This is a genomic window from Pseudomonas sp. GL_090, from assembly GCF_057837765.1.
In genome coordinates, this window is record NZ_CM174452.1 from 5009388 (window position 1) to 5032433 (window position 23046).

Consider the following 23046-nt stretch of genomic DNA (forward strand, 5'->3'; position numbering starts at 1 on the left):
GCTTTCCTTATGGCAGATTTCTGAAAGATTAATTTTACCGAGGTCGCAGCGCACTATGACACTGGCGTAAATCCACAACCAGAGCCCGCCCCCATGAAGCTGTATTACGCCCCCGAAGCCTGCTCGTTGGCGCCGCATATCGTATTGCGTGAACTGGAACTGACCTTCGAATTGATCCGCGTCGATAACATCAGCAAAACCACCGCCGACGGCGACGACTTTCTCGCCATCAACCCCAAGGGTTACGTCGCTGCCCTGCAACTGGATAACGGCGAAGTGCTGACCGAAGGCCCGGCGATCCTGCAATACCTGGCTGATCTACATCCAGACGCGAAACTGGCAGCAGCCCAGGGGACATTTGAGCGGGTGCGATTGCAGGAATGCCTGAACTTCATCTCGACGGAGATTCATGGCGGGCTCGGTTGGCTGTTTAACGCCCGATTTCCGGATGAAGTGAAAGCGCTGATCAAGGAGAAACTGTTCAAGCGTTTTGCCGTGTTGAACCAGACACTGGAGCGACAGGACTATTTGATGGCGGGCGGGTTCAGCGTTGCTGATGCGTACTTGTTTACGGTGCTGCGCTGGGCTCGGTTATTTGAGATTGATTTGAATGGGTGGCCGGCGTTGGCAAGGTTTCAAGCCAGGGTGGATCAACGGCCGGCGGTGAAAGCGGCGTTGGCCGCAGAGTTGGCGTAAGACTTGAGATCAATCGCGAGCAGGCTCGCTTCTACAGGGGATCTTGGTTGACCACGGGTTTTGTGGGCAATACAGACCTAATGTGGGAGCGAGCCTGCTCGCGATGGCAACCTTCCAGACAACACAAAACTACAAACTGGCACTCACCCTGGTAGCCACCTCACCCGGAACCCAGCCCCTCCACACCTGCGGCTGTTCACGCAAAAACGCTTCGGCGACGTCCCGGGGTTTCTGTCGTTTTTCACTCATCTGGCCCAGGGTCTGGTTCAACAGATCAATCGGCAGGTCGACCTTTTCAAAGAACGTCACCAGGTCCGGGTATTGCGCTTTGAACGGTGCCGACACGCCGATGGCCAGGCTGGCCGGCATCGAGCGCGTGCCTTTGGGGTTGGGGTTGTTGGCGTCGGCCAGGGTTTTCCAGGCTTCGGCGTCGAACGACGGTTCGTCGAGTTTCACCAGTTTGAAACGCCCCAGCAGCGGTGTCGGCGACCAGTAGTAGAACAGCACCGGTTTGCCACGGCGGATCGACGATGCCACCTCGGCATCCAGTGCGGCACCGGACCCCGTGCGGAAATTGACATAGCTGGCGGTCAGGTCATAAGCCTTGAGTTTCTGGCTGTTAACGATTTCCGAGGTCCAGCCGGTGGGGCTGTTGAGGAAGCGTCCGCGGCTCGGGTCTTCAGGGTCGCGGAACACGTCCTTGTATTTCGCCAGGTCGGCAACGGATTTCAGCTCTGGGGCCAAGGGCTTGATGCCGCGCTCGGGATCGCCCTTGATCACGTACTCCGGCACCCACCAACCTTCAGTGGCGCCCTTGACCGTATCGCCAAGGCCGAACACCTTGCCCTCCGCCGCCGCCTTGACCCAGGCGGGGCTGCGTCCGGCCCACTCTTCACCGATGACCTGGATATCATTTTTCGCCAGCGCCGCTTCAAGACTGACGGTACTGCCCGGCAGTGTGTCGGTCGGGTAGCCGTAACCTTTTTCAACGATCAGGCGCAGGATTTCGGTGATGAGGCTGCCGCTTTCCCAGGTGATGTCGCCAAAGTGGATAGGCGCCGCTTTTTCCGTGGCCGATGCCGGGTGGGACAACAGGCTCAGGGCCAGCAACGAACTGCCGAGCAGGGTTTTGATCGATCTCATGCGGACCTCTTGTTCTGGAGGGGACGGTTCAGGGATTGGTTGGCGCTGTGCCGGTCGCACAGGGCTTGGGAACGGGACATGTAATCGCTGACTGAACGCAGGGAGATGCCCAGCGTGGCGGCAATTTGCGGATAGGTCAGGCCGTCGACCCGCGACAGCAGGAAGGTAGAGCGGACTTTGCCGGGCAGCCGCTGAAGACTGCGATCCACACGGGTCAGGGTCTGGGACACCTGAGCCAGTGCCTCCGGCGATTCGGCGTGGATCGGCTCGGCCTGTTGCAGTTGCTGAAGGTACTGGCGCTCCAGGTCACCTCGACGCCAACGCTGATAGAGCAGGCGCCGGGCGATGGTGGTGAGCAAGGCACGGGGCTCACGGATTGCCGTCAGGCCAGGGGCCTGGAGCAGTTGCACGAAGGTTTCGCCGGCAATGTCTTCGACAGCGGCGGCATCGTTCAGGGACTGACGCAGGCGTGTGCAGAGCCAGTGGTAGTGGGCGCGGAACAATCCGTCCACGTATTGACGATGAAGAATATCGGCGCCGGACATAGGGGCTCCTGGGTTAGGGGTCGCTGAATGTCCGGTGGTCCGGTGGTCCGGTGAGGCGAATCCTAGCAAGGAGCCTTATTCATTAATAATACTTAAAACTTATTTTTATATTCTTTTATTGAATTAAAAAATTATTTGCGCCTGACAGTCCGTCATCGCGAGCAAGCTCGCTCCTACAGGTTTTGGTGTACCTGGACCCAACATTCAAACCTTATCGCAAGTCCCCATACCCCAAGATCTCGGCTTCACGCTGATAGTCGAGCACAACCTGATAGTCGCTTTCGTCGGCGGGCAGTACCTCTGGCAATCCGAGGGTTTCGGCAACTTCCGGCAGCTCGCGCAGCGCCAGGTTCATCACCCGCAGGAGTTCTTCAGCCAGCTCATCGCTGATCGTCGTGGCGGTAATGAACGGTAAGGCAGGACTGAGCGCACTGCGGGCAATCACTCGCAAACCGGCCACTTCCTCTGGGGCATGACGCGCCAGATAGGCAAAGGTCACGCTGTCGATGGCCGCCAGATCGGCAAGGTCTTCGCGCAACCAGCGCAGGCTTTCGCGATGGCTGCCGCTGATTCCGACCCGGGCAAAAAACCGGCCGTCACGTTGCAGCGGCGCCAACCGGTGGCGCAGCAGGTTCATGCCGCTGTTGGAGTCCAGGCCATTGATCACGCCTCGGCTGCCGCGAAAATCCGCCAGGGTTCGCCGTGCATCATCAATCTGTCCCAGGATCAGACTGCAATGATTGCCGCCGCTGCTGTCCGGCAGCTCATAACGAGGCCGCCCCAGCACCCGGACCTTGCCGCGCAATGCCGTCATCAGCGGATAACCGCAGGTTTGTGTCAGCAGCAAGTGCGGCGACAACCACATCTGCATCAGGGACAGGCCGTCGGTATCGAGGCGGGTGTCGCCCAGATGCTCAAGGATTCGCGCCAGCCAGCGTTCATTGGCCTGGTGGATGGGGTCGGGGGCGGTGTACATCAGTAGTTCGGCGATGTGTTGGGTAATCATCGTATCTCCATACAACGAAGTTCCCTGTGGGAGCGAGCCTGCTCGCGATGGCGTCGTGCCAGTCGACATCAATGCAATCTGTCATACCGCTATCGCGAGCAAGCTCGCTCCCACAGGGATTGGAGGTGATCCATGTTTCAGTAAAACGGATGCCTCGGGCTGTCGATGGCCTTCACTCCATTTTCACGCCACAACCGCCCATAACCTTGCACCAGGAACCCACCACTACGCGCCAGCCATTGCTCGCGGCGAGCCCGATAAGCGCGGGGCAAGTCGTACCAGGGCAACCCCGGCAACTCGTGGTGCACCAGATGAAAATTGAGGTTCAGGAACAGCCAGCGCCACGGCCACGCCGCTTCATTGAGCACGGTGCGCTGCTCCGGCGCGGCATGAGGCCGATGCTCATAGTAGGAGCGAATCATGGCGATCGACAGCGCCGGCACACTGATCAAAAACAGGTAATGCCAAACCGGCAACACACTGAAGTTCGCGATGAACAGCAGCATCAACCCGGTCATCAAACCGTGACTCAACCACATCAACCAGGCCTGTCGCTCGCCCACTCTCAGGCGTTGCAGCTCTTCACGGGCCAACGCCAGCAAGGCCAGCGGTGCGCCCAGGGCAAAGCGGCCGAGCACGGTTTTGTTCAGCCAGTGCAGGCTGCGCCCCAGAGGTGAACTGCCCTGCCACTGCCCGGCACTCAGGTAACGGCTTTCCGGATCGCGACCGGGGATCGTCAGGTCCTCGTCGCGGTGATGCAGCAAATGGCTATCGCGGTACAAGGTGTACGGATACCAGACGGCAAACGGCGCGTAGCCAAGGATTTTGTTCAGGGTTGGCCAGCGCGTGGGATGGCCGTGCAACAGTTCGTGTTGCACGGACAACCACAGCACCAGCAATGGAATCAGCAACAGCGTGCTCCACCACAAACCCAATCGATGGCTGTTCAACATGACGCCAAACCAGGCGCCATACACACCGATTAACAGCAACCAGGTCGGCCATTCGGTGCGCGCGGTGAAGCGTCGGCGCAGGGTTTCGATTTCTTCTTGGTGGACGCTATCAAAGTAATGGGGCATGGCGTTGCTCAGATCGGGGACCAGTCCCCTTCTGTGCGATGGCCTTGGGAAATCCTGCAGATTATTTTCAGGAGGATCGCTCCCATGTTGCATGGGAGCGATCAATCAACGCGGCATCAGTGACCGAACACGCCGACTTTCTTGGCTTTCTTGTCCGCGCGCTTTTCAATGGCGGTTTTCGCTGGTTTCTTTTTCGCCGCTTTCTTTGAATCCATACCTTTGGACATGATGCGTACTCCACTCATGGGGATGTGAGATCAGGTATACACCTATCCCGGCGCGCGCGTTCTTTTATAATCGCCCGCTTTGCATACCGACAGCCAAAGACCATGTCCGACACCCAATACGCCCTGCTCGACGAACCATTATGGCCATTGATGAACAAGTTCTATCGCGCTCACCAATCGTCGATGAAAGCCGTGCGCGACGCGCAGCTGTGGGTGGCCCGGCGTGAGCAGATTGTTGCCGTGCTGTGTTTGCGTCCGGTGTCCGGTGGGCATTGGCTGACCGGCTTGCTGGTCGATCCGGCCTGTCGCGAGCAGGGGCTTGCCGCCGGGTTGATTGCGGCCGCGGTGAAGGAATGCGAACAGCCGGTGTGGTTGTTCTGCCATCCGGACTTGCGGGGGTTTTATGAGCGGCGCGGGTTTACGTTCGATCCGCCGATGCCTTACGCGATGGTTGAACGGTTGAGCCGTTATGCGCGCAGCAAGCCGATGATTGCGATGGGGTTGGCGCCCTAAATCTGGAGCGAGCCTGCTCGCGATAGCGGTGTGTCAGTCACCATCAATGCTGACTGTTAGACCGCTATCGCGAGCAGGCTCGCTCCTACAGGTTTTGCGGCGGCTTTAGTCGTCCGCGTTGGGGTCCAGGTCCGGGAACATCACCTCGGTGAAGCCAAACTTGCTGAAGTCGGTAATGCGCGACGGGTACAGGCGGCCGATCAGGTGATCACACTCATGCTGCACCACCCGTGCATGAAACCCCGAAGCAAAACGCACGATAGGCTCACCCTTGGGGTCGACGCCTTCGTAGCGAATCTGCTGGTAACGCTGCACCGCGCCACGCAGGCCAGGCACGGACAAACAGCCTTCGAAGCCCTCTTCCAGGATCGGGCTCAGCGGTGTGATCAACGGGTTGATCAGGATCGTCTGCGGCACGGCCTCGGCATCCGGATATCGCTCGCTGTGCTCGAAACCGAAGATCACCAGTTGCAGGTCGACGCCGATTTGCGGAGCGGCCAGGCCAACGCCCCCCACGCTTTCCATGGTCTGGAACATGTCATCGATCAGTTGCCACAGCTCGGGGCTGTCGAACATTTCGACCGACACTGGCGAGGCAATGCGCAGCAGGCGCTCATCGCCCATTTTCAGAATTTCACGAATCATGATCAGGTTTCATCAATGGTCGGTTTGTGTGAATGATCGCGGCCCAGGCCTGAAACGTGGTGTTTTTCTTCATGGACGGGACCATGCTCGCCAGCCACTTTTTCGCCAGGGTCTTTGCCCTCTCGTGACATGTGCTCGATCACGGCATTCATTTCCGCGCCCAGCAGCAGTACCGCGGCGGAAATGTAGAAGTACAGCAACAGCACGATGATCGCACCGATACTGCCATACATGGCGTTGTAGTTGGCGAACTCCTTGACGTACAAGCCGAAGCCCAGGGACGCGATGATCCATACCACCACCGCCAGCACCGAGCCTGGGGTGATGAAGCGGAATTCCTGTTTGACGTCGGGCATGACGTAGTAGATCAACGCCACCGCGACCATCATCAAAATCACGATCACCGGCCAGCGCGCGATGGTCCAGAGGGTGACGATGAAGTACTCAAGGCCGACCTGTGCAGCGATCCAGCTCATCACCTGCGGCCCGAGCACCATCAGTGCCGCGGCGATCAGCAGCATGCCGGCAATGCCGACGGTGTAGATGATCGACAACGGAAAGCGTTTCCACAGCGGGCGCCCTTCTACCACGTCATAGGCAGCGTTCATCGCGCTCATCATCAGCCGCACGCCGGCGGAGGCAGTGTACAGCGCAATCACGATACCCACTGACAGCAATCCCCCCTTGGACTGCTGAAGCTGGTCGATCACCGGGTTGACCTGCTCCAGCGCCTGGGGCGGCAATACGAGTTCCGATTGCAGGCGCAGCCAGGAGAAGAAGTCGGGCAGATGCAGGAAGCCGATCAGGGCGATCAGGAACAGAATGAACGGAAACAACGAAAAGAGCATTTGATAGGCCAGCGCCGAGGCATAGGTCGACATCTCGTCGGCCATGAATTCGGTGACCGTGCGCATCATCACACGGTGCAGGGGCAAGCCTCTCATGTCCGGGAAAATCATTCGCGTCTCCATTCGCCGCATACGGATTGGGTTGAAGTCGTGGCGACTCAGGGGCTGTTTTCTTTCATCAAGGTAGCCCAGTTGGCGACTTTGAAACAAATACAGCGTGCAAGTTCAGGCTGACACAAAAACGGCCATCTGAAGATGGCCGCGTCCTCTTTTCATTAAGACATTTCAATGCAGGAAAGTCGTTACACAAGGTTGACCGGGGGCTTTTGCAGGGAGTTTCATTTATTTCACCACGACATTTCATCGCTCAGTGCAGGTTGCGCTTTATGTTTGCGGGCCAACCCCTGAGAATGCGCATCACATTCAGGCCTTGGCGCTGAAGATCCAATCCCGTAGGAACGTTATGAAACTCGATAAAAAGCAGGCCATTGCCCGCAGAAACCAGGAACTCGGCGGTGCTGTGCTTGGCGTCAACAACTGCCACTTCGCCGAATTGAACCGTAACCGCAACATCTGGTGGTTCGATCTCCCGGTGACGCGCCTTGCCATCGGTCAGTACGAGTGGATTCACCTGCTGATGCACACGCCGGCCACCGACGAACTGCTGCACCTGAAAGTGCCGACCGTGTTCCTGCGCGAGAAGCTCGAAGGCCTGGTGGTGCGCAATGAAGGCAAGCGCAAGGCGGCATTGAGCCTGGAACTGAGCGCCGACAAGGACTCCTTCCTCCAGGACATGCGTCCGGCGGGCACCAACGTCAACTTCGCGCCGTTTCGCCAATAACCATCATTCCTGTAGGAGCGAGCCTGCTCGCGATGGACGTAAACGATAACGCGGGGGGCCTGGATGCCCGCGTTGTCTGTACTTTTTTCGCGAGCATGCTCGCTCCTACAGAGGATCGGTGTTGTCAGGCATCCAACAAAAAGCCCCGCATCGGCGTAATGCTGTTCACTTAAGCGAATGTGGTCCTCTGTAGGAGCGAGCTTGCTCGCGATGGTCGTTAACGATAACGCGTATTTACTGGCTAAACGCGGCGTTCTTGAGTCCATCGCGAGCAAGCTCGCTCCTACAACTTCCTTAACTGAACAGCATTACCGCATCGGCGGGGCTTTTTGCTGATTACGCGGTAGCTTTCTTCGCGTTGATCTTCTTCAGCTCTTCATCGCGCAATTCACGACGCAGGATCTTGCCGACGTTGGTGGTCGGCAGTGCATCGCGGAACTCCACGGAGCGCGGGACCTTGTAGCCGGTGACGTTGGCGCGCATGTGCTCCATCACCTGCTCCTTGGTCAGGTTCACGCCCGGCCTGGCAACGATGAAAATCTTGATCGCCTCGCCCGACTTCTCGTCCGGCACACCGATAGCCGCGCATTGCAGCACGCCCGGCAGGGTGGCCAGCACGTCTTCGAGTTCGTTCGGGTACACGTTGAAACCGGACACCAGGATCATGTCTTTCTTGCGATCGACAATACGCATGTAGCCATCGGGCTGGATCAACGCGATGTCACCGGTCTTCAACCAGCCTTCGCTGTCGAGGATTTCATCCGTGGCTTCCTGGCGCTGCCAGTAACCCTTCATGACTTGCGGACCTTTAACACACAGCTCGCCGATTTCGCCCATCGGTTGTTCGACACCGGCATCGTTGATGACTTTGCACAGGGTCGACGGAACCGGAATGCCGATGGTGCCGATCTGGATGTTCTGGATCGGGTTCACCGTCGCCACCGGGCTGGTTTCGGTCATGCCGTAGCCTTCGCAGATGGCGCAACCGGTCACCGCTTTCCAGCGTTCGGCCGCAGCCAGTTGCAGGGCCATACCGCCCGACAAGGTGACTTTCAGCGCGGAGAAATCCAGCTTGCGGAAGCCTTCGTTGTTGCACAAGGCCACGAACAGCGTGTTCAGGCCGACGAAACCGCTGAACTTCCACTTCGACAGTTCCTTGACCATCGCCGGCAAGTCGCGCGGGTTGCTGATCAGGATGTTGTGGTTGCCGATCAGCATCATCGCCATGCAATGAAAGGTGAAGGCATAGATGTGGTACAGCGGCAGCGGGGTGATCAGGATCTCGCAACCTTCATTGAGGTTGGAACCCATCAGCGCCTTGCACTGCAGCATGTTCGCCACCAGGTTGCGGTGGGTCAGCATCGCGCCCTTGGCCACGCCGGTGGTGCCACCGGTGTATTGCAGTACCGCGACATCGCCACTGGCCGGACTGGCTTCCGCCACTGGCTGGCCCAGGCCTTTGCTCAGCACGTCATTGAACTTGACGGCCTTGGGCAAGTGATAGGCCGGAACCATTTTCTTCACGTACTTGATGACGCTGTTGATCAGCAGACGCTTGAGCGGCGGCAGCAGGTCGGCGACTTCGGTGACGATCACGTGCTTGACGCCGGTTTTCGGCACCACGGTTTGGGCCAGGTGCGCCATGTTGGCCAGGCAGACCAGGGCCTTGGCACCGGAGTCGTTGAATTGGTGTTCCATTTCCCGCGCGGTGTAGAGCGGGTTGGTGTTGACCACGATCAGCCCGGCGCGGATGGCACCGAAGACGGCTACCGGGTACTGCAACACGTTGGGCAGTTGCACGGCGATTCGATCGCCAGGCTGCAAATCGGTATGCTGTTGCAGGTAAGCGGCAAACGCACCGGACAATTCGTACAGTTCACCGTAGGTGAGTGTCTTGCCCAGGTTGCTGAATGCCGGCTTGTTGGCGAAGCGTTGGCAGGATTGCTTCAACACTGCCTGAATATTCGGATACTCGTCTGGATTGATGTCGGCAGCAATCCCAGCTGGGTACTTATCCTTCCAAAAGTCTTCGATCATGGAAGCCCACTCCTCAGCAACGCGAATTCAGCACCGCATTTGATGCGATTATTATTGGTGTTTGGTCATTGGTGAATCTGGCTGATAGAAGGCCGAGAAGTCACAAAGCGCGCCGAGAGTAGCAGCTTTGCCAAGGGTCGACCAGAGCCAAAAGCGGCCTCTACGGTCACAATTGTGACTCAAGACTTGCAAGCGGTCATTTTAGAGCAAAAAACCTATAAAGCCCTGTAACCCGCGAAAACCGGGCCTTTAGCTTAAACGTGTAGGAGCGAGCTTGCTCGCGAAAAACGTCCTGGCAACGCGATCATTCAGACAGCGCGCGTTATCGTTGACGTCCATCGCGAGCGAGCTCGCTCCTACAGGGATCAGCCATTCACCCATCAGGCAATATCACGCAACTCCCGCCGCAAAATCTTGCCCACCGGCGTCATCGGCAGCGACTCCCGTAGCACGATGTGCTTCGGTACTTTGTACGCCGTGAAGTTCTCCTTGCAGTAAGCCTTCAGCTCTTCAAGGCTGACCCCTGCTTCACGGGCCACCACGAACAACTTCACCGCCTCCCCCGACCGCTCGTCAGGCACACCGATGACCGCACAGTTGGCGACATTCGGGTGAGCCATCACCACGTCTTCGATCTCGTTGGGGTACACGTTGAAACCCGAGACAATGATCATGTCCTTCTTGCGGTCAACGATGCGCACGAAACCGTCCGGGTCGATCACCGCAATGTCACCGGACTTGAACCAGCCCTCGGCATCCAGCACTTCGGCCGTGGCCTCGGGTTTCTGCCAGTAACCCTTCATGATCTGCGGGCCCTTGATGCACAACTCGCCGCGCTCGCCCAAAGGTTGTTCGACGCCGTCATCGCTAATGACTTTCAGCGTGGTGCCCGGCACCGGCAGGCCGACCGTGCCGATCCGCGACTGGTCGCCATAGGGGTTGGTGCAGGCCACCGGCGAAGTTTCGGTCAGGCCGTAACCTTCGGTGATGCGGCAACCGGTCAGTTGTTCCCAACGCTCGGCGGTGGCCTTGACCAGCGCAGTGCCGCCGGAGTTGGTGAGCTTGAGGCTGGAGAAGTCCAGGGTCTTGAAGTCCGGGTGATCCATCAGCGCGACGAACAGCGTGTTGAGCCCCAGCAGCGCCGAGAACCGCCAGTTCTTCAGTTCCTTGATGAAGCCGGCGATGTCCCGTGGATTGGTGATCAGCACGTTGTGGTTGCCCGTCACCATCATGCACATGCAGTTCGCCGTGAAGGCATAGATGTGGTACAGCGGCAGCGGCGCGATCATCACCTCCTGCCCTTCGCGCAACAACGGTTGCCCATCGCTGCCGAACTGTCCCAGGCAGGCCCGTGCCTGTTGCATGTTCGCCACCAGGTTGCCGTGGGTCAGCATCGCGCCCTTGGCCAGGCCCGTGGTGCCACCGGTGTATTGCAGCACAGCGATGTCGTCGAGGCCGACCTTCAGCGGCTTGATACCCAGGCCACGGCCCATGCGCAGTGCGCTCTTGAAGGAAACGGCCTGGGGCAAGGAATAGTCCGGGACCATCTTCTTGACCTTGCTCACCACCGTGTTGACCAGCCACCCCTTGGCCGTGGGCATCAGGTCGCCCATCTTCGCTTCGATCAGGTACTGGATATCGGTGTCGGGCAGCACTTCCTGGACTTTCTGGCCGAACATGTTCAGATACACCAGCGCCCGGGCACCGGAGTCCTTGAACTGGTGACGCATTTCCCGCGCGGTGTACAGCGGGTTGGTGTTGACCACGATCAACCCGGCGCGCAAGGCACCGAACACGGCAATCGGGTAATGCAGGACGTTGGGCATCTGCACCGCGATGCGGTCACCCGGCACCAGGTCGGTGTGGGCTTGCAGGTAGCCGGCGAAGGCAGCGCTCTGGCGTTCCAGTTCGGCGTAGGTCAGGGTCACGCCCATGTTACTGAACGCAGGGCGGTCAGCAAACTTCTTGCAGGAACGCTCGAACACCTCGATTACCGACTTGTAGGCTCCCAGATCGATATCCAGGGGGACGCCAGCCGGGCGTTTGTCATTCCAGAAATCAGGTTGCATTGTTCTTGTCCTCTTTACCTGAATCTATCCGGGGCCACTTTTCTGTCACTTTTCAAAAAAAATGCAAAAAGCGGAGCTTCACGGACACTAGCAGTTATGACGTAGCAGGCAAATATGCCCACGGCCGTCATTGACCGTATGAATCTACTCGCCGTGGCGTAGGCTGATCAGACGCCCAGCCAAGGATGCGCTATAAACTGCAACGAGCTGTTTCAGACAAAGCAGCCTCATGCAAAGGAACCGCCATGATCCATGACACTTTCTGGCTGACCACGAGCGACCACAGCCGCCTCTTCGTCAACCAGTGGCTTCCCGACGGCAGCCTCAAGGCAATGATTCTGCTGGCCCACGGCATGGCCGAACACAGCGGCCGCTATGGCCCCCTGGCGGAAAAACTCTGTGTTCAGGGCTATGGCGTATGCGCACCAGACCTGCGTGGACATGGCAAAACTGCCGAAAACGGGACACTCGGGCATTTCGCCGATGACGATGGCTGGTGCAAGGTCGTGAGCGACCTGGCCAGCCTCAACCAGCACATCGGCCAGCAGTATCCGGGCGTGCCGATCGTGCTGCTCGGTCACAGCATGGGCAGTTACATCGCCCAGGGCTATCTGCTGCACCACAGTGCCAGCCTGCACGGGGCCATCCTCAGCGGCTCGAACTTCCAGCCCGTGGCGCTTTATCGCGCGGCACGGCAAATCGCCCGTCTCGAACGCCTGCGCCAGGGCCGCAAGGGACGCAGCGCCTTGATCGAATGGCTGTCGTTCGGCTCGTTCAACAACAAATTCAAACCGGCACGCACACCGTTCGACTGGCTCAGCCGTGATCCGGCGCAGGTCGATCTGTACGTCAAAGACCCGCTCTGCGGTTTCCGTTGCACCAATCAACTGTGGATCGATTTGCTCGGCGGCTTGCAGCAAATCAGCAAAGCGTCCAATCTCGCCCAGATCGACCCGGGCCTGCCGCTGCTGGTGATTGGCGGCGAATGTGATCCGGTGAGCGAAGGCAAACGTCTCAAGGATCTGGCCGACGCGCTGCGAGCGGCCGGAAACCAGCACCTGCAACTGACCGTTTACCCGCAGGCGCGGCACGAACTGTTCAATGAGAGCAACCGCGATGAAATCATCGCCGATGTGCTGAACTGGATCGCACAGGCCTTGAGCGCTCCTCGGCCGCACCGGTCCGAATAGTTTTTTGTGAATTTTTTAATTCGTCACAGGAATTGATACAGATGACCCAGGTTACCAACACCCCTTACGAAGCCCTCGAAGTCGGCCAGACCGCCAGTTTCAGCAAGACAGTCGAAGAGCGCGACATCCAGTTGTTCGCTGCGATGTCCGGCGATCACAACCCGGTACACCTGGATGCCGAATACGCCGCCAGCACCATGTTCAAGGAGCGCATCGCCCACGGCATGTTCAGCGGCGCATTGATCAGCGCGGCGGTCGCCTGCGAATTGCCTGGCCCGGGGACCATCTACATCGGCCAGCAAATGAGCTTTCAGAAACCGGTGAAAATCGGCGATACCCTGACCGTGCGCCTGGAAATCCTGGAAAAACTGCCGAAGTTTCGCGTGCGCATCGCCACTCGCGTGTTCAACCAGCGCGATGAACTGGTAGTGGATGGCGAGGCGGAAATCCTCGCGCCACGCAAGCAACAGAGCGTGACCTTGACGGAACTGCCGGCCATCAGCATCGGCTGATTGACCGGTCAAAAACACTGTGGGAGCGAGCCTGCTCGCGAAAGCGCTCTGACAGTCACCTTTAATAGTGACTGACACGCCGCCTTCGCGAGCAAGCTCGCTCCCACAGTTGTTTCAAGCAGGCATTACGAACGTGCACGCGCCTGGTTACGCAAGGCTTTTACCTGATCGTGATTGCGTTGCACGCCGTGGTACTGACGCTCCACCAGATCGCGAATGCCCACCAGGTTGTGCTTGTTGATTTTCTCCATGGCGTCGCGGTAAGCCTTCAACGCATGGTCCTCACCGCGCTCGGCTTCATTGAGTACAGCTTCCTCGCCCTTGCCGGTGAACATCGACTTCACGTCGACCCAACGACGGTGCATGTCACCGCCGATACTGGTGGAGGTTTCCGGATCGCCCCCCATCGAACGCACGGCAGACTGCAGTTCCGCTGCGGCCGTCCCACAATCGGTCGAACGCTTGATGAACAGGGTTTTGAGTTCAGGGTGCCTGATGTCTTCAGCGCAAGTCTTGAATCCGGCCTGTCCGTCCTTGCTGGTTTCAATCAGGTCGTTGAGTACAGAAATGGCTTCTTTATTCACGTCGGTCATTTCTCAATTCCTCGCGGTTGATGAAAGATGCAATGAGTAGTGCACCCTGCATGCCAGCCGGTAACTTCTTACTTATTCCTTACTTTTCAAGTAGTTACTCATTACAAGAAAATCTGTATCCGTTTTATTTGCATGATCTGTCATTTGGCCTGCATGCAGAATGCCTGTATTTTCCAGACTGACTGAATCAAGACGACCGATTGATGAACCCTGAAAAGCTCGAACTGCTGATCACCCGCGAAATGCCCTTCGGCAAGTACAAGGGGCGAATCATTGCCGACTTGCCCGGCCCTTACCTGAACTGGTTCGCCCGGGAGGGTTTCCCCCATGGCGAGTTAGGCGGCCTGCTGGCCCTGATGCAGGAAATCGATCACAACGGTTTATCGGACTTGCTCGAACCGCTGCGCGCCAAACACGGCAAACCGGCCCCGCGCCACTGAATCACCTACCGAGTACCCCATGCCCGACAACACCCGCCGCGCCCGTGATGAAGCCTTCTGGCAAACCTTTGCCGACCGCTACGATGTCGAACCCGGCCCGCTCAATCTGGAGAACGGTTATTTCGGACGCATGTCGCGCACGGTGATCGAGGAATACCAGCGCAACATCGAGCTGATCAACCGCAGCAATTCGGTGTACGTGCGTCAGCGTTTCGAACAGGGCGACAGCCTGAAGATCCGCGCGCAACTGGCCAGATTGATTGGCGTGCCCGCCGACAGCATCGCCCTGACCCGTAACGCCTCGGAGGGTTTGCAGTCGCTGATCCGCAACTATAACCGGCTGCAGCCCGGCGATCAGGTACTGGTTTGCGATCTGGAGTACGACACGGTCAAAGGCGCCATGCGCTGGCTGGCGCGTAATCGTGGTGTCGAAGTGATAGAGATCGAACACGCACACCCGGCAACCTTCGACAGCCTGCTCAATACCTATCGGGAAGCCTTCGCGCGGTATCCGCGGCTCAAGCTGATGGCCCTGACCCACGTCACCCATCGCACGGGGCTGGTGATGCCGGCGCAGGCGATTGCAGCGGCTGCGAAGGAGCATGGCATCGACGTCATCCTCGACGGCGCCCATGCCCTCGGCCAGCTTGAGTTCGACCTGACTGATCCTGGTATCGCATTCGCTGGCTATAACCTGCACAAGTGGATCGGCGCACCGCTGACGCTCGGCTTTATCTACATCGCCCCCGAACGCCTGGCCGACATCGATCCGGACATGGGCGAAATGCATTTTCCACCCACTGACATTCGCGCCCGTACCTCGTACAGCACCCCCAACATCCCGGCGCTGCTGACCCTGCCGCTGGTGCTTGAAGAACATTGGGCGATGGGGGGGGCCTCAGCCAAGGGCGCGCGGCTCAATTATCTGCGCAACCGCTGGGTCGGTGCGGCGCGGCAGTTGCCGGGGGTCGAAGTCCTGACCCCGGATGACCCGCGCCTGTATTGCGGCATCACCTCGATGCGCTTTACCCGGCATGCCGACCAGCAACTCATGGTCCAGCGCCTGCTCAATGAATACAACCTGTTCACCGTAACCCGCAGTGGCGCGGCATGCGGTCCGTGCATCCGCATTACACCGGGGCTGACCACCACGGCGGCTGACATGGATGTGCTGGCCAGGGCACTGACCGAGCTGGGCTGAGTTCAGACGGTGTACTTGTCAAAGTCCTCGGGCCTGATCTGTGTCGACACGGCGAACGTGTCGATGCCGATGGTCATCTGCCCGAAGTAGCCGTCTTCAGCCGAATCCCGCCCCAGGGTGTGCACGCTCAAGGTCGATTCTTCACCGCCCATGGTTGTATAGAAAAAGTCCTGGTCGTTGGTCAGGACCGGCACGGTTCGGCCGCTATAGGCTCGGCTACCGAGCACCGAACGTGAGGCCACCTCCGGCAAGTAAAGCTGCCCGACCCAGGCGACATGCCGTTCTTGCAGATAGTTGTTGCCGGACGTGATACGCACGGCGACGTGAATATGCAAGGCGCGGCCGGCGTAAAAACCCGGATAGATCGTGGTGAAGCGCACGATGCCCGACTTGTCGGTGAATTGCCCGCCGCGCAGGTAGGTATCGCCATCGGTGCGCGGGACGGCACCAATGTCACCGGTATCGACCTCGACGTCCGGGTTGATCTTGCTCCAGCCCGAATAGGCACCGCGGGCATTGCAGTGCCAGATGTCCACCAGCGCATCGGGGACCGGCTCGCCGGTCATGGCGTCGACAATGGTCAGTCGCAGTACCAACGGAACGCCTTCGGCGCCTTCGCTGATGTTTCTGCGGATCAGTTTGGGGTTGCGGAAATACGGGCCGGCAATCTGTTCGGGGGACAGCAGGCAAACCGGTGCCGCGGGTGCATCTGGGGTGGTAGCGTCCATGACGTTCTCTCTTCCATAAGATGGACGCAGGCTAGCACTGACCGATTTCAGGTATGCGGTAACTATGTATCGCATGATGTCCCTGCCCTTGCCCCTGCGGGAGCGAGCTTGCTCGCTCCCGCAGGGGATAAGCGCCGAGCCGGCAATCCGGGCACGACTCTTTCTTTCAGGCAAAAAAAAACGGTGCACCGACCAAGCGCACCGTAAAGCCGTAGAACACACAACGAGGTGTAGGGTGAAGCGATCAGTCCAGCAGCGCCAAAGCCTCGGCGGTGCATTCCTGAATGCGGGCCCAGTCGCCGTTCTTGATCCACTCCGGATCAAGCATCCAGCTACCGCCCACGCACATGACGTTTTTCAATGCCATGTAGCTCTTGATATTGGCTGGTCCCACGCCGCCGGTCGGGCAAAATTTCACTTCGCCGAACGGACCGCCCAAAGCCTTGATGGCCGCAACGCCGCCGCTGACTTCGGCCGGGAACAGCTTGAAGCGGCGATAGCCCAGGCCGTAGCCTTCCATGATGCCCGAGGCATTGCTGATGCCCGGCAACAGGGGGATCGGGCTGGCGACGCTGGCTTCCAGCAGGTCGCGGGTGATACCCGGGGTGACGATGAATTGCGAGCCGGCCGCTTCGGCCGCCGCCAGCATGTGGCGATCGAGCACGGTGCCGGCACCGGTCACCAGTTCCGGACGCTGCTCACGCAGAATCTGGATGGCCTTGAGGCCGAATTGCGAACGCAGGGTCACTTCCAGGGCCGTCAGGCCACCGGCCGCGAGGGCGTCGGCCAGGGGCAGAACGTCTTGCTCGCGGGCGATGGTGATCACCGGCAGAATCCGCGCTTTCGCGCAAATGCCGTCGATCAGGGCAACTTTGTCCGCCATGGAAACGGTCGGGGATGGGTTTGTCATAGCGGCTGTTCCTTGGCTCATGGGCACCAGTAAATCTCTAACGTAGGTTGCAGAAACGCGCGAATCGGCATTGCGGCGACATCGTCGCTGGCCAGTGCGGTACTCAGGGTAGTCAGCTTGGACTGACCGGAAATCGATAGAACCTTGTGTTTGGCCGAGGCCAGCAGCGCGCGGCTCATGGTCAGGCGCTGATGCGGCACGGTCGGCGCCAGCATCGGCCAGCAGCGACGGACGCCATCGACTTGCAATGCCTCGGCAAGGTTCGGGCTGTTGGGGAACAGCGACGCGGTGTGGCCGTCATCGCCCATGCCGAGGATCAGCACGTCGATCACCGGCAACTCGGACAGCAAACGGTCGGCCTGCTCGGCCGCCTGTTCCAGGTTGGCGCTGGCGCTGTACAGGCTCAGGAACTGCGCCTTGGCCGCCGGGCCTTGCAGCAGGTAACGCTTGATCAGACCGGCGTTGCTGTCGGCGTGTTCGACCGGTACCCAGCGCTCGTCGGCCAGGCTGATCACCACGCGCGACCAGTCCAGCACTTGCTTGGCCAGGTGCTGGAAAAACGCCACCGGGCTGCGGCCACCGGAAACCACCAGGGTCGCGGTGCCCTGGGCGTCGATCGCGTCGCTCAGTTGTTTCGCCACGTTCAGTGCCAGGCTTTCAGCCAGCAGCACCGGGCTCTTGAACGCATGGGCGCTGACGCCCCGCGGCAGTTTCAAATCAGATATCGCCATACCACGACCTCCCGTCCCGCGTGATCAGAGCAATGGAGCTCATCGGCCCCCAGGACCCGGCCGCGTACGGCTTGGGCGCATCACCGGATTTTTTCCACCCGGCGATCAACTGGTCACACCAATTCCACGCGGCTTCGATTTCATCTTTACGGACAAACAGGTTCTGATTGCCGCGCATCACTTCCAGCAACAACCGCTCGTAGGCATCGGGAATCCGTGCGCTGCTCCAGGTGTCGGAAAAATTCAGCTGCAATGGACCGCTGCGCAGCTGCATGCCTTTGTCCAGGCCTTGATCTTTGGTCATCACGCGCAAGGAAATGCCTTCGTCCGGCTGCAGGCGGATAATCAGCTTGTTGCTGATTTGCAGGCGCTGCTCGGGAGCGAAGATGTAGTGCGACGGCTCCTTGAAGTGGATGACGATCTGCGACAGCTTCTGCGGCATGCGTTTGCCGGTACGCAGGTAAAACGGCACGCCGGCCCAGCGCCAGTTGCGGATGTCGGCGCGCAGGGCAACAAAGGTTTCGGTATTGCTCTGGGTGTTGGAGTTAGGTTCTTCCAGGTACCCCGGCACTGCTTTGCCTTCGCTGTAGCCGGCGATGTACTGGCCGCGCACCACCTGGGTGGTCAGGCCTTCCGGGCTGATCGGCGCCAGGGCCTTGAGCACTTTGACCTTCTCATCGCGGATGCTGTCGGCGGACAGGTCGGCCGGCGGGTCCATGGCGATCAGGCAGAGCAGTTGCAGCAGGTGGTTCTGGATCATGTCCCGCAGCTGGCCGGCCTTGTCAAAGTAACCCCAGCGGCCCTCGATGCCGACCTGCTCGGCCACGGTGATTTCCACATGGGAAATGTAATTCTGGTTCCACTGGGTTTCGAACAGGCTGTTGGCGAAACGCAGGGCGATCAGGTTCTGGACGGTTTCCTTGCCCAGATAGTGGTCGATGCGGTAGGTGCGGTTCTCCGGGAAGAACTGCGCCACGGCGTCGTTGACCTTGCGCGAGGATTCCAGGTCCGAACCGATGGGCTTTTCCAGCACCACGCGGGTGTTTTCTGCCAGACCGACCTTGGCCAGGTTCTCGCAAATCGCGCCATACACCGCGGCCGGGGTCGCAAAGTAGGCGATGACCCGCTGCGAACTACCGGCGGATTCGGCCAGGGCCACATAATCATCGGGGTTGAGGAAGTCGACGTGCAGGTAGCTCAGGCGCGCCAGAAAACGCTCGACCACGGCTTCGTCCAGCTCTTTGGCACCGACATAGCGGCGCAGCTCGGAGGTGATGAACGCCAGGTGTTCCTGCTCGCTGCCCGGCTCACGGGCCAGCGCGATGATCCGCGTATCCTCGTGCAACAGGCCGGCGCCGTCGAGTTGATAAAGGGCAGGAAACAGCTTGCGTAAGGCCAGGTCGCCAAGGGCGCCGAACAAGGCAAAGGTGCACGGTTCAACCGTAATCGAGAGCATGATGTTTGTTCTTTTATCAAGTTAAGCTACAAATACCTTTTTTTAAGGCATCACTCAAGGGAAAATGTAGTAATAACCACAACATTTTCGCAAAATACAGATTGCGAGTGGTGGTCGGTCGGAGCCATCAGTAGGATAGGCCACCGTTACGGGCCTCACCAAAGGCCCTTTTTGCATTAGCCGCGCGCTTATCGGTGCCGGTGAATCAAGGATACTTATATGGACCGCGTGCGAAATTTACTGGAGCAAATCCAGAATCGCCTTGAAGAGCTGAACAAGGCCGAACGCAAAGTCGCCGAGGTGATCCTGCTCAACCCGCAGCAGGCCACCCGCTTCAGCATCGCCGCCCTCGCACAGGCCGCCTCGGTCAGCGAACCGACGGTCAACCGCTTCTGCCGTTCGTTCGGCGTCAGCGGCTACCCTGAGCTCAAACTGCAACTGGCCCAGAGCCTGGCCAGTGGCGCCGCTTATGTCAGCCGTGCGGTGGAGGCCGATGACAATCCGGAGGCCTACACGCAGAAGATCTTCGGCAGCGCCATCGCCTCGCTGGACAGCGCCTGCCAGGCACTGGACCCGAACCTGATCAGCCGCGCCGTCGACCTGCTGATCCAGGCGCGGCAGATCCACTTCTTCGGCCTCGGCGCCTCGGCCCCGGTGGCACTGGATGCGCAGCACAAGTTCTTCCGCTTCAACCTCGCCGTCACGGCCCACGCGGATGTGCTGATGCAGCGCATGATTGCCTCCGTGGCCCATACCGGAGAGCTGTTCGTGATCATTTCCTATACCGGTCGCACCCGCGAACTGGTGGAAGTGGCGCGCATCGCCCGGGAAAACGGCGCCTCGGTGCTTGGCCTGACCGCCGAGAACTCGCCACTGGCCAAGGCCAGCACCCTGAGCCTGAACATTCCGCTGCCGGAAGACACCGACATCTACATGCCGATGACGTCACGGATCATCCAGCTGACCGTGCTGGACGTGCTCGCTACCGGCATGACCTTGCGTCGGGGCGTGGATTTCCAGCCGCATTTGCGCAAGATCAAGGAGAGCCTGAATGCCAGCCGGTATCCGGTGGGTGACGAGTTCAACTGATCCGAAATCTCGGCTGACCGGTCCGGCCTCTTCGCGAGCAGGCTCGCTCCCACAGGGGATTTGGTTTGAACATAAACCTTGTGTTCACCGAAGACCCAATGTGGGAGCGAGCCTGCTCGCGAAGGGGCCAGCCCAGACACCACAAGATCCAGAACTAAGCCCCCACCCGCGCCTGCAAACTCAAATGGGCCCGCTCCCCAGGCTTCAGGCACAGGCTGTCAGTACCGCCGCTCGCCGCTTCCACACAGACAAATTCGGATATCTCGTTCCAGGTCACGCCGAGCAACGGACGTGAACCGGGGTGCCACACCACCGTGTCTGCCGTATCCCCGGTATCAATGCACAACGCCCGGTCCCAGGCGTGGTCGTTCAACTGCAATTCGCCGTCATGCTGGAACACCCTCTGGCATCCGCCGTCCACGCGTAATTCGCCTTCCTGCTGACAAACCTGCCGGCTCAACTGGTCGTAACCCTGCGCCCCCTCGAGCCCAGACAGCGCTATCTCGCTGACATCGCCAATACGCCAGTAAGCATGCAACGCCTGGCTCAACTGGCACGGCATGTCGTCCTGATGCTCGGTGCTCAGGCGCAGCTCCATGCGTTCACCCAGATGCGCGTGCAGGTCCACTTGCCAGTCGCACAGCTTCAGTTGCCAGTGCAATCGCACGCCATCGTCGTCACTGTTGCTGTCAAGCAGCTTCCAGTCGAGCAACCGCGCCCAGCCATGGGACGGCCAGGCGTTTTCGCTCGGATGCCGGCCATACCAAGGCCAACACACCGGCACGCCGCCGCGAATGGCGCCGACCTGCGGCCACTTTGCCGCGCACCACAGCCACGGTTTCTGACCCTTGGGCTGGAAGTGCAACAACTGCGCGCCCTGACGGCTGAACACCGCCTGACACAGCGGATGATCGATCACCAGCACATCGCGCGTCTGATAGCGCTCCCACGCAAACAACGGACGTTCGCGCAAGGATTTGAAGAAGCGTTGTAGCGGATGCTCAAGCATGTGCCACGGTCCTGAAAATCATCTGTCACCGGGGTGCGCGGCCCGTAAAAAAAAGCGGACAGCCATGGCTGTCCGCAAATATGCGCACTTGGAGAGAAGCTTATCGCAGACGCGTTAGAACACCGACTGAATTTTCAGGCCGGCCACCAGCGCGTTGTCGACTTCATCCACACCACCCGGGTGCGTGACGTATTGCAGGTTGGGACGTACGGTCAGCCAGTTGGTCACGTGGAAGCCGTAGTTGATCTCGTAGTTGTATTCGGTTTCACGAATGGGCGAGAACAGCGGATTGTCGTATTCCGAAACACCGTTGGCGACGTTGGTCAGTTCGGCGTTTTTCTTCACGTCATCGTTGACATGGATACGGGCGAAACCGATACCCACGTCATCCTTGGGACGTGCGTCGAACGGGCCCTTGTACACGAACATCAGCGACTGGTAGTTGTCGATGAAGTTGGTGTCCTTGTCATGGAAAGTGGCGTTGGCCGCGATGTTCAGACCACGGGAAGCATCGCCATTGTGGCTGGTGAGTTGCTGCTGCGCGACGAACCAGTAGCCGTGCTTGCTATCGTGGACGCGATAAGGGTTGCCGGTGGTCGCGGCGTTCTGGCCGTTGTCGTCCTCGAGAACATCGTCGGCATCAGAGGTACTTTTGTAGTAACCGACACGGTATTCACCCGGCAGGTTGTTGACCTTCGGCGACCAGACCAGCTCGACTGGCAGGACGGTGCCATTGGTGCCACTGCCGCTGAGCTTGAAGCCGTTACCGTGCTCCAGTTGCGACGTGTTCTGGTTGTACGCGCCGATCTGGGCGTAGAGCTCGTCATTGATGTTGTACTTCACGCGGATCGCCGCCTGGCTGACCGGCCAGTTGTACCAGATGTTGGTCGCCCAGTTACCTACCTGGGAACCGCAGAACGCCAGGTTCTGGAATTCGCACGGGAAGGTGTTGAAGTCTTCACCTTCACCGAAGTAACCGGCCTTGACGTCCAGCTTGTTGTCGAAGAACTGGTGCTGAATCCACAGTTGGGTCAGACGGACCATGTGGCCGCGACCATAGACTTCCTGGGAGGAACTCAAGGTGCCGGCACGCGGATCGCCGATACGGTCGTTGGAGATATTCTCACCGTTACGGTTGGTGAGCTGGATCTTGGCCTGGGTGTTATCCCAGCCGAACAGTTTCTCCAGGTCCAGCGCCGCGCCCAGGCCAAACTGGTCGGCGTAGCGCGCGGTCTTGTCATCGTTGAAACCGCCGTGCAGGTTGCCGCCGACTTCACCGACGTAGTCCATCTTGATGTCGATACCTTGCTCGATCAGCTTGGTACGCTCGCCACCCCAGTCGCCCGTCATCCATTTGGAGTCAGAGCTGAACGCTTCATCGGCCATCGCGTTGCCGGCCAGAACCAGTGCTGCCGCTGCTGAAACCTGGCAGATCAACCGGGCCTTGTTCTTCATCTTCATCCCTACTTCCTCGTTTTATTGTTATTAACTTTTCTTCTTTAACGCGGTTACATCAGTTGCGATGCGCGACAGGCCGC

Annotated in this window: 23 protein-coding genes; 8 read left to right on the forward strand and 15 right to left on the reverse strand. The window is 59.3% G+C overall.

Annotated features, from left to right (window positions below):
- Positions 1-93: 93 nt before the first annotated feature.
- Complete coding sequence (gstA, locus tag AC3ITA_RS22530; RefSeq protein ID WP_489278388.1) at positions 94-696, forward strand: glutathione transferase GstA; 603 nt, start codon at positions 94-96, stop codon at positions 694-696.
- 129 nt (positions 697-825) lie between these two features.
- Here gstA and AC3ITA_RS22535 read toward each other — a convergent pair whose 3' ends face one another.
- From AC3ITA_RS22535 to AC3ITA_RS22550, 4 genes are all read right to left on the reverse strand, one after another.
- The gene (locus AC3ITA_RS22535; protein ID WP_489278389.1) at positions 826-1839 is read right to left on the reverse strand and encodes an ABC transporter substrate-binding protein; all 1014 of its coding nucleotides are present in this window, start codon (positions 1837-1839) and stop codon (positions 826-828) included.
- A complete protein-coding gene (locus tag AC3ITA_RS22540; RefSeq protein ID WP_489278390.1) occupies positions 1836-2384 on the reverse strand; it encodes a sigma-70 family RNA polymerase sigma factor in 549 nt (182 codons plus the stop codon). The genes AC3ITA_RS22535 and AC3ITA_RS22540 overlap by 4 nt, the downstream gene beginning before the upstream one ends.
- Before the next feature lie 211 nt (positions 2385-2595).
- Complete coding sequence (locus AC3ITA_RS22545) at positions 2596-3387, reverse strand: phosphate/phosphite/phosphonate ABC transporter substrate-binding protein (protein ID WP_150674277.1); 792 nt, start codon at positions 3385-3387, stop codon at positions 2596-2598.
- Between the two features lie 140 nt (positions 3388-3527).
- Positions 3528-4469 (reverse strand): fatty acid desaturase, encoded by a 942-nt coding sequence (locus AC3ITA_RS22550; RefSeq protein WP_150674274.1) that lies wholly within the window; start codon positions 4467-4469, stop codon positions 3528-3530.
- 329 nt (positions 4470-4798) lie between these two features.
- Between AC3ITA_RS22550 and AC3ITA_RS22555 the strand changes: the two genes are divergently transcribed.
- Positions 4799-5209 carry a GNAT family N-acetyltransferase gene (locus AC3ITA_RS22555; protein ID WP_489278391.1) on the forward strand — a complete coding sequence of 137 codons (411 nt, stop codon included), beginning with the start codon at positions 4799-4801 and terminating at the stop codon, positions 5207-5209.
- Positions 5210-5314: 105 nt separating this feature from the next.
- On the opposite strand, the gene def is transcribed toward AC3ITA_RS22555, so the two are convergent.
- Together def and AC3ITA_RS22565 are read right to left on the reverse strand one after the other, a co-directional pair.
- A complete protein-coding gene (gene def, locus AC3ITA_RS22560) occupies positions 5315-5854 on the reverse strand; it encodes a peptide deformylase (protein WP_095942729.1) in 540 nt (179 codons plus the stop codon).
- Positions 5855-5856: 2 nt separating this feature from the next.
- Positions 5857-6813 carry a YihY/virulence factor BrkB family protein gene (locus AC3ITA_RS22565; RefSeq protein ID WP_095942730.1) on the reverse strand — a complete coding sequence of 319 codons (957 nt, stop codon included), beginning with the start codon at positions 6811-6813 and terminating at the stop codon, positions 5857-5859.
- 352 nt (positions 6814-7165) lie between these two features.
- On the opposite strand from AC3ITA_RS22565, the gene AC3ITA_RS22570 reads away from it, so the two are divergent.
- Complete coding sequence (locus tag AC3ITA_RS22570; protein ID WP_008054262.1) at positions 7166-7543, forward strand: hypothetical protein; 378 nt, start codon at positions 7166-7168, stop codon at positions 7541-7543.
- A gap of 336 nt (positions 7544-7879) precedes the next feature.
- On the opposite strand, the gene fadD1 is transcribed toward AC3ITA_RS22570, so the two are convergent.
- Entirely contained in the window at positions 7880-9580 is a 1701-nt protein-coding gene (gene fadD1 / locus AC3ITA_RS22575) for a long-chain-fatty-acid--CoA ligase FadD1 (RefSeq protein WP_095942731.1), read from the reverse strand.
- A 380-nt stretch (positions 9581-9960) separates the two neighbouring features.
- Positions 9961-11649: a long-chain-fatty-acid--CoA ligase FadD2 gene (gene fadD2 / locus AC3ITA_RS22580; protein WP_095942732.1), complete on the reverse strand. Its 1689-nt coding sequence runs from the start codon at positions 11647-11649 to the stop codon at positions 9961-9963.
- A gap of 245 nt (positions 11650-11894) precedes the next feature.
- Here fadD2 and AC3ITA_RS22585 point away from each other — a divergent pair, with 245 nt between their 5' ends.
- Positions 11895-12839: an alpha/beta hydrolase gene (locus AC3ITA_RS22585; RefSeq protein WP_489278392.1), complete on the forward strand. Its 945-nt coding sequence runs from the start codon at positions 11895-11897 to the stop codon at positions 12837-12839.
- A 41-nt stretch (positions 12840-12880) separates the two neighbouring features.
- Positions 12881-13351 carry a MaoC family dehydratase gene (locus AC3ITA_RS22590; protein WP_007974451.1) on the forward strand — a complete coding sequence of 157 codons (471 nt, stop codon included), beginning with the start codon at positions 12881-12883 and terminating at the stop codon, positions 13349-13351.
- 125 nt (positions 13352-13476) lie between these two features.
- Here the strand turns inward: AC3ITA_RS22590 and AC3ITA_RS22595 are convergent, their stop codons facing one another.
- On the reverse strand, positions 13477-13944 hold the full coding sequence (locus tag AC3ITA_RS22595) for a ferritin-like domain-containing protein (RefSeq protein ID WP_095942734.1): 468 nt from the start codon (positions 13942-13944) through the stop codon (positions 13477-13479).
- A gap of 203 nt (positions 13945-14147) precedes the next feature.
- On the opposite strand from AC3ITA_RS22595, the gene AC3ITA_RS22600 reads away from it, so the two are divergent.
- Positions 14148-14384, forward strand: coding sequence for a DUF3820 family protein (locus AC3ITA_RS22600; RefSeq protein WP_003227425.1), 237 nt, complete (start codon positions 14148-14150; stop codon positions 14382-14384).
- A gap of 19 nt (positions 14385-14403) precedes the next feature.
- Complete coding sequence (locus AC3ITA_RS22605) at positions 14404-15585, forward strand: aminotransferase class V-fold PLP-dependent enzyme (protein ID WP_489278393.1); 1182 nt, start codon at positions 14404-14406, stop codon at positions 15583-15585.
- Positions 15586-15587: 2 nt separating this feature from the next.
- On the opposite strand, the gene AC3ITA_RS22610 is transcribed toward AC3ITA_RS22605, so the two are convergent.
- The 4 genes from AC3ITA_RS22610 to zwf all read right to left on the reverse strand — a co-directional run bounded on the left by AC3ITA_RS22610 (position 15588) and on the right by zwf (position 19410).
- Positions 15588-16313, reverse strand: coding sequence for an intradiol ring-cleavage dioxygenase (locus AC3ITA_RS22610; protein WP_489278394.1), 726 nt, complete (start codon positions 16311-16313; stop codon positions 15588-15590).
- A 244-nt stretch (positions 16314-16557) separates the two neighbouring features.
- A complete protein-coding gene (locus AC3ITA_RS22615) occupies positions 16558-17223 on the reverse strand; it encodes a bifunctional 4-hydroxy-2-oxoglutarate aldolase/2-dehydro-3-deoxy-phosphogluconate aldolase (protein WP_095942737.1) in 666 nt (221 codons plus the stop codon).
- Between the two features lie 17 nt (positions 17224-17240).
- The gene (gene pgl, locus AC3ITA_RS22620; protein WP_414929454.1) at positions 17241-17954 is read right to left on the reverse strand and encodes a 6-phosphogluconolactonase; all 714 of its coding nucleotides are present in this window, start codon (positions 17952-17954) and stop codon (positions 17241-17243) included.
- Positions 17941-19410: a glucose-6-phosphate dehydrogenase gene (gene zwf / locus AC3ITA_RS22625; RefSeq protein WP_095942739.1), complete on the reverse strand. Its 1470-nt coding sequence runs from the start codon at positions 19408-19410 to the stop codon at positions 17941-17943. Before zwf ends, pgl begins: the two co-directional genes overlap by 14 nt.
- Positions 19411-19638: 228 nt before the next feature.
- Here zwf and AC3ITA_RS22630 point away from each other — a divergent pair, with 228 nt between their 5' ends.
- Positions 19639-20499: a MurR/RpiR family transcriptional regulator gene (locus tag AC3ITA_RS22630; protein WP_170948639.1), complete on the forward strand. Its 861-nt coding sequence runs from the start codon at positions 19639-19641 to the stop codon at positions 20497-20499.
- A gap of 154 nt (positions 20500-20653) precedes the next feature.
- Here the strand turns inward: AC3ITA_RS22630 and AC3ITA_RS22635 are convergent, their stop codons facing one another.
- Positions 20654-21508: a D-hexose-6-phosphate mutarotase gene (locus tag AC3ITA_RS22635; RefSeq protein WP_095942740.1), complete on the reverse strand. Its 855-nt coding sequence runs from the start codon at positions 21506-21508 to the stop codon at positions 20654-20656.
- Between the two features lie 114 nt (positions 21509-21622).
- Entirely contained in the window at positions 21623-22969 is a 1347-nt protein-coding gene (locus tag AC3ITA_RS22640; RefSeq protein ID WP_095942741.1) for a carbohydrate porin, read from the reverse strand.
- Positions 22970-23046 lie beyond the last annotated feature (77 nt).

Coding starts and splice junctions, on each gene's coding strand:
- gstA (WP_489278388.1), top strand. CDS start 94: ATGAAGCTGTATTACGCCCCCGAAGCCTGCTCGTTGGCGCCGCATATC.
- AC3ITA_RS22535 (WP_489278389.1), bottom strand. CDS start 1,839: ATGAGATCGATCAAAACCCTGCTCGGCAGTTCGTTGCTGGCCCTGAGC.
- AC3ITA_RS22540 (WP_489278390.1), bottom strand. CDS start 2,384: ATGTCCGGCGCCGATATTCTTCATCGTCAATACGTGGACGGATTGTTC.
- AC3ITA_RS22550 (WP_150674274.1), bottom strand. CDS start 4,469: ATGCCCCATTACTTTGATAGCGTCCACCAAGAAGAAATCGAAACCCTG.
- AC3ITA_RS22555 (WP_489278391.1), top strand. CDS start 4,799: ATGTCCGACACCCAATACGCCCTGCTCGACGAACCATTATGGCCATTG.
- def (WP_095942729.1), bottom strand. CDS start 5,854: ATGATTCGTGAAATTCTGAAAATGGGCGATGAGCGCCTGCTGCGCATT.
- AC3ITA_RS22565 (WP_095942730.1), bottom strand. CDS start 6,813: ATGATTTTCCCGGACATGAGAGGCTTGCCCCTGCACCGTGTGATGATG.
- AC3ITA_RS22570 (WP_008054262.1), top strand. CDS start 7,166: ATGAAACTCGATAAAAAGCAGGCCATTGCCCGCAGAAACCAGGAACTC.
- fadD1 (WP_095942731.1), bottom strand. CDS start 9,580: ATGATCGAAGACTTTTGGAAGGATAAGTACCCAGCTGGGATTGCTGCC.
- fadD2 (WP_095942732.1), bottom strand. CDS start 11,649: ATGCAACCTGATTTCTGGAATGACAAACGCCCGGCTGGCGTCCCCCTG.
- AC3ITA_RS22585 (WP_489278392.1), top strand. CDS start 11,895: ATGATCCATGACACTTTCTGGCTGACCACGAGCGACCACAGCCGCCTC.
- AC3ITA_RS22590 (WP_007974451.1), top strand. CDS start 12,881: ATGACCCAGGTTACCAACACCCCTTACGAAGCCCTCGAAGTCGGCCAG.
- AC3ITA_RS22595 (WP_095942734.1), bottom strand. CDS start 13,944: ATGACCGACGTGAATAAAGAAGCCATTTCTGTACTCAACGACCTGATT.
- AC3ITA_RS22600 (WP_003227425.1), top strand. CDS start 14,148: ATGAACCCTGAAAAGCTCGAACTGCTGATCACCCGCGAAATGCCCTTC.
- AC3ITA_RS22605 (WP_489278393.1), top strand. CDS start 14,404: ATGCCCGACAACACCCGCCGCGCCCGTGATGAAGCCTTCTGGCAAACC.
- AC3ITA_RS22610 (WP_489278394.1), bottom strand. CDS start 16,313: ATGGACGCTACCACCCCAGATGCACCCGCGGCACCGGTTTGCCTGCTG.
- AC3ITA_RS22615 (WP_095942737.1), bottom strand. CDS start 17,223: ATGACAAACCCATCCCCGACCGTTTCCATGGCGGACAAAGTTGCCCTG.
- pgl (WP_414929454.1), bottom strand. CDS start 17,954: ATGGCGATATCTGATTTGAAACTGCCGCGGGGCGTCAGCGCCCATGCG.
- zwf (WP_095942739.1), bottom strand. CDS start 19,410: ATGCTCTCGATTACGGTTGAACCGTGCACCTTTGCCTTGTTCGGCGCC.
- AC3ITA_RS22635 (WP_095942740.1), bottom strand. CDS start 21,508: ATGCTTGAGCATCCGCTACAACGCTTCTTCAAATCCTTGCGCGAACGT.
- AC3ITA_RS22640 (WP_095942741.1), bottom strand. CDS start 22,969: ATGAAGATGAAGAACAAGGCCCGGTTGATCTGCCAGGTTTCAGCAGCG.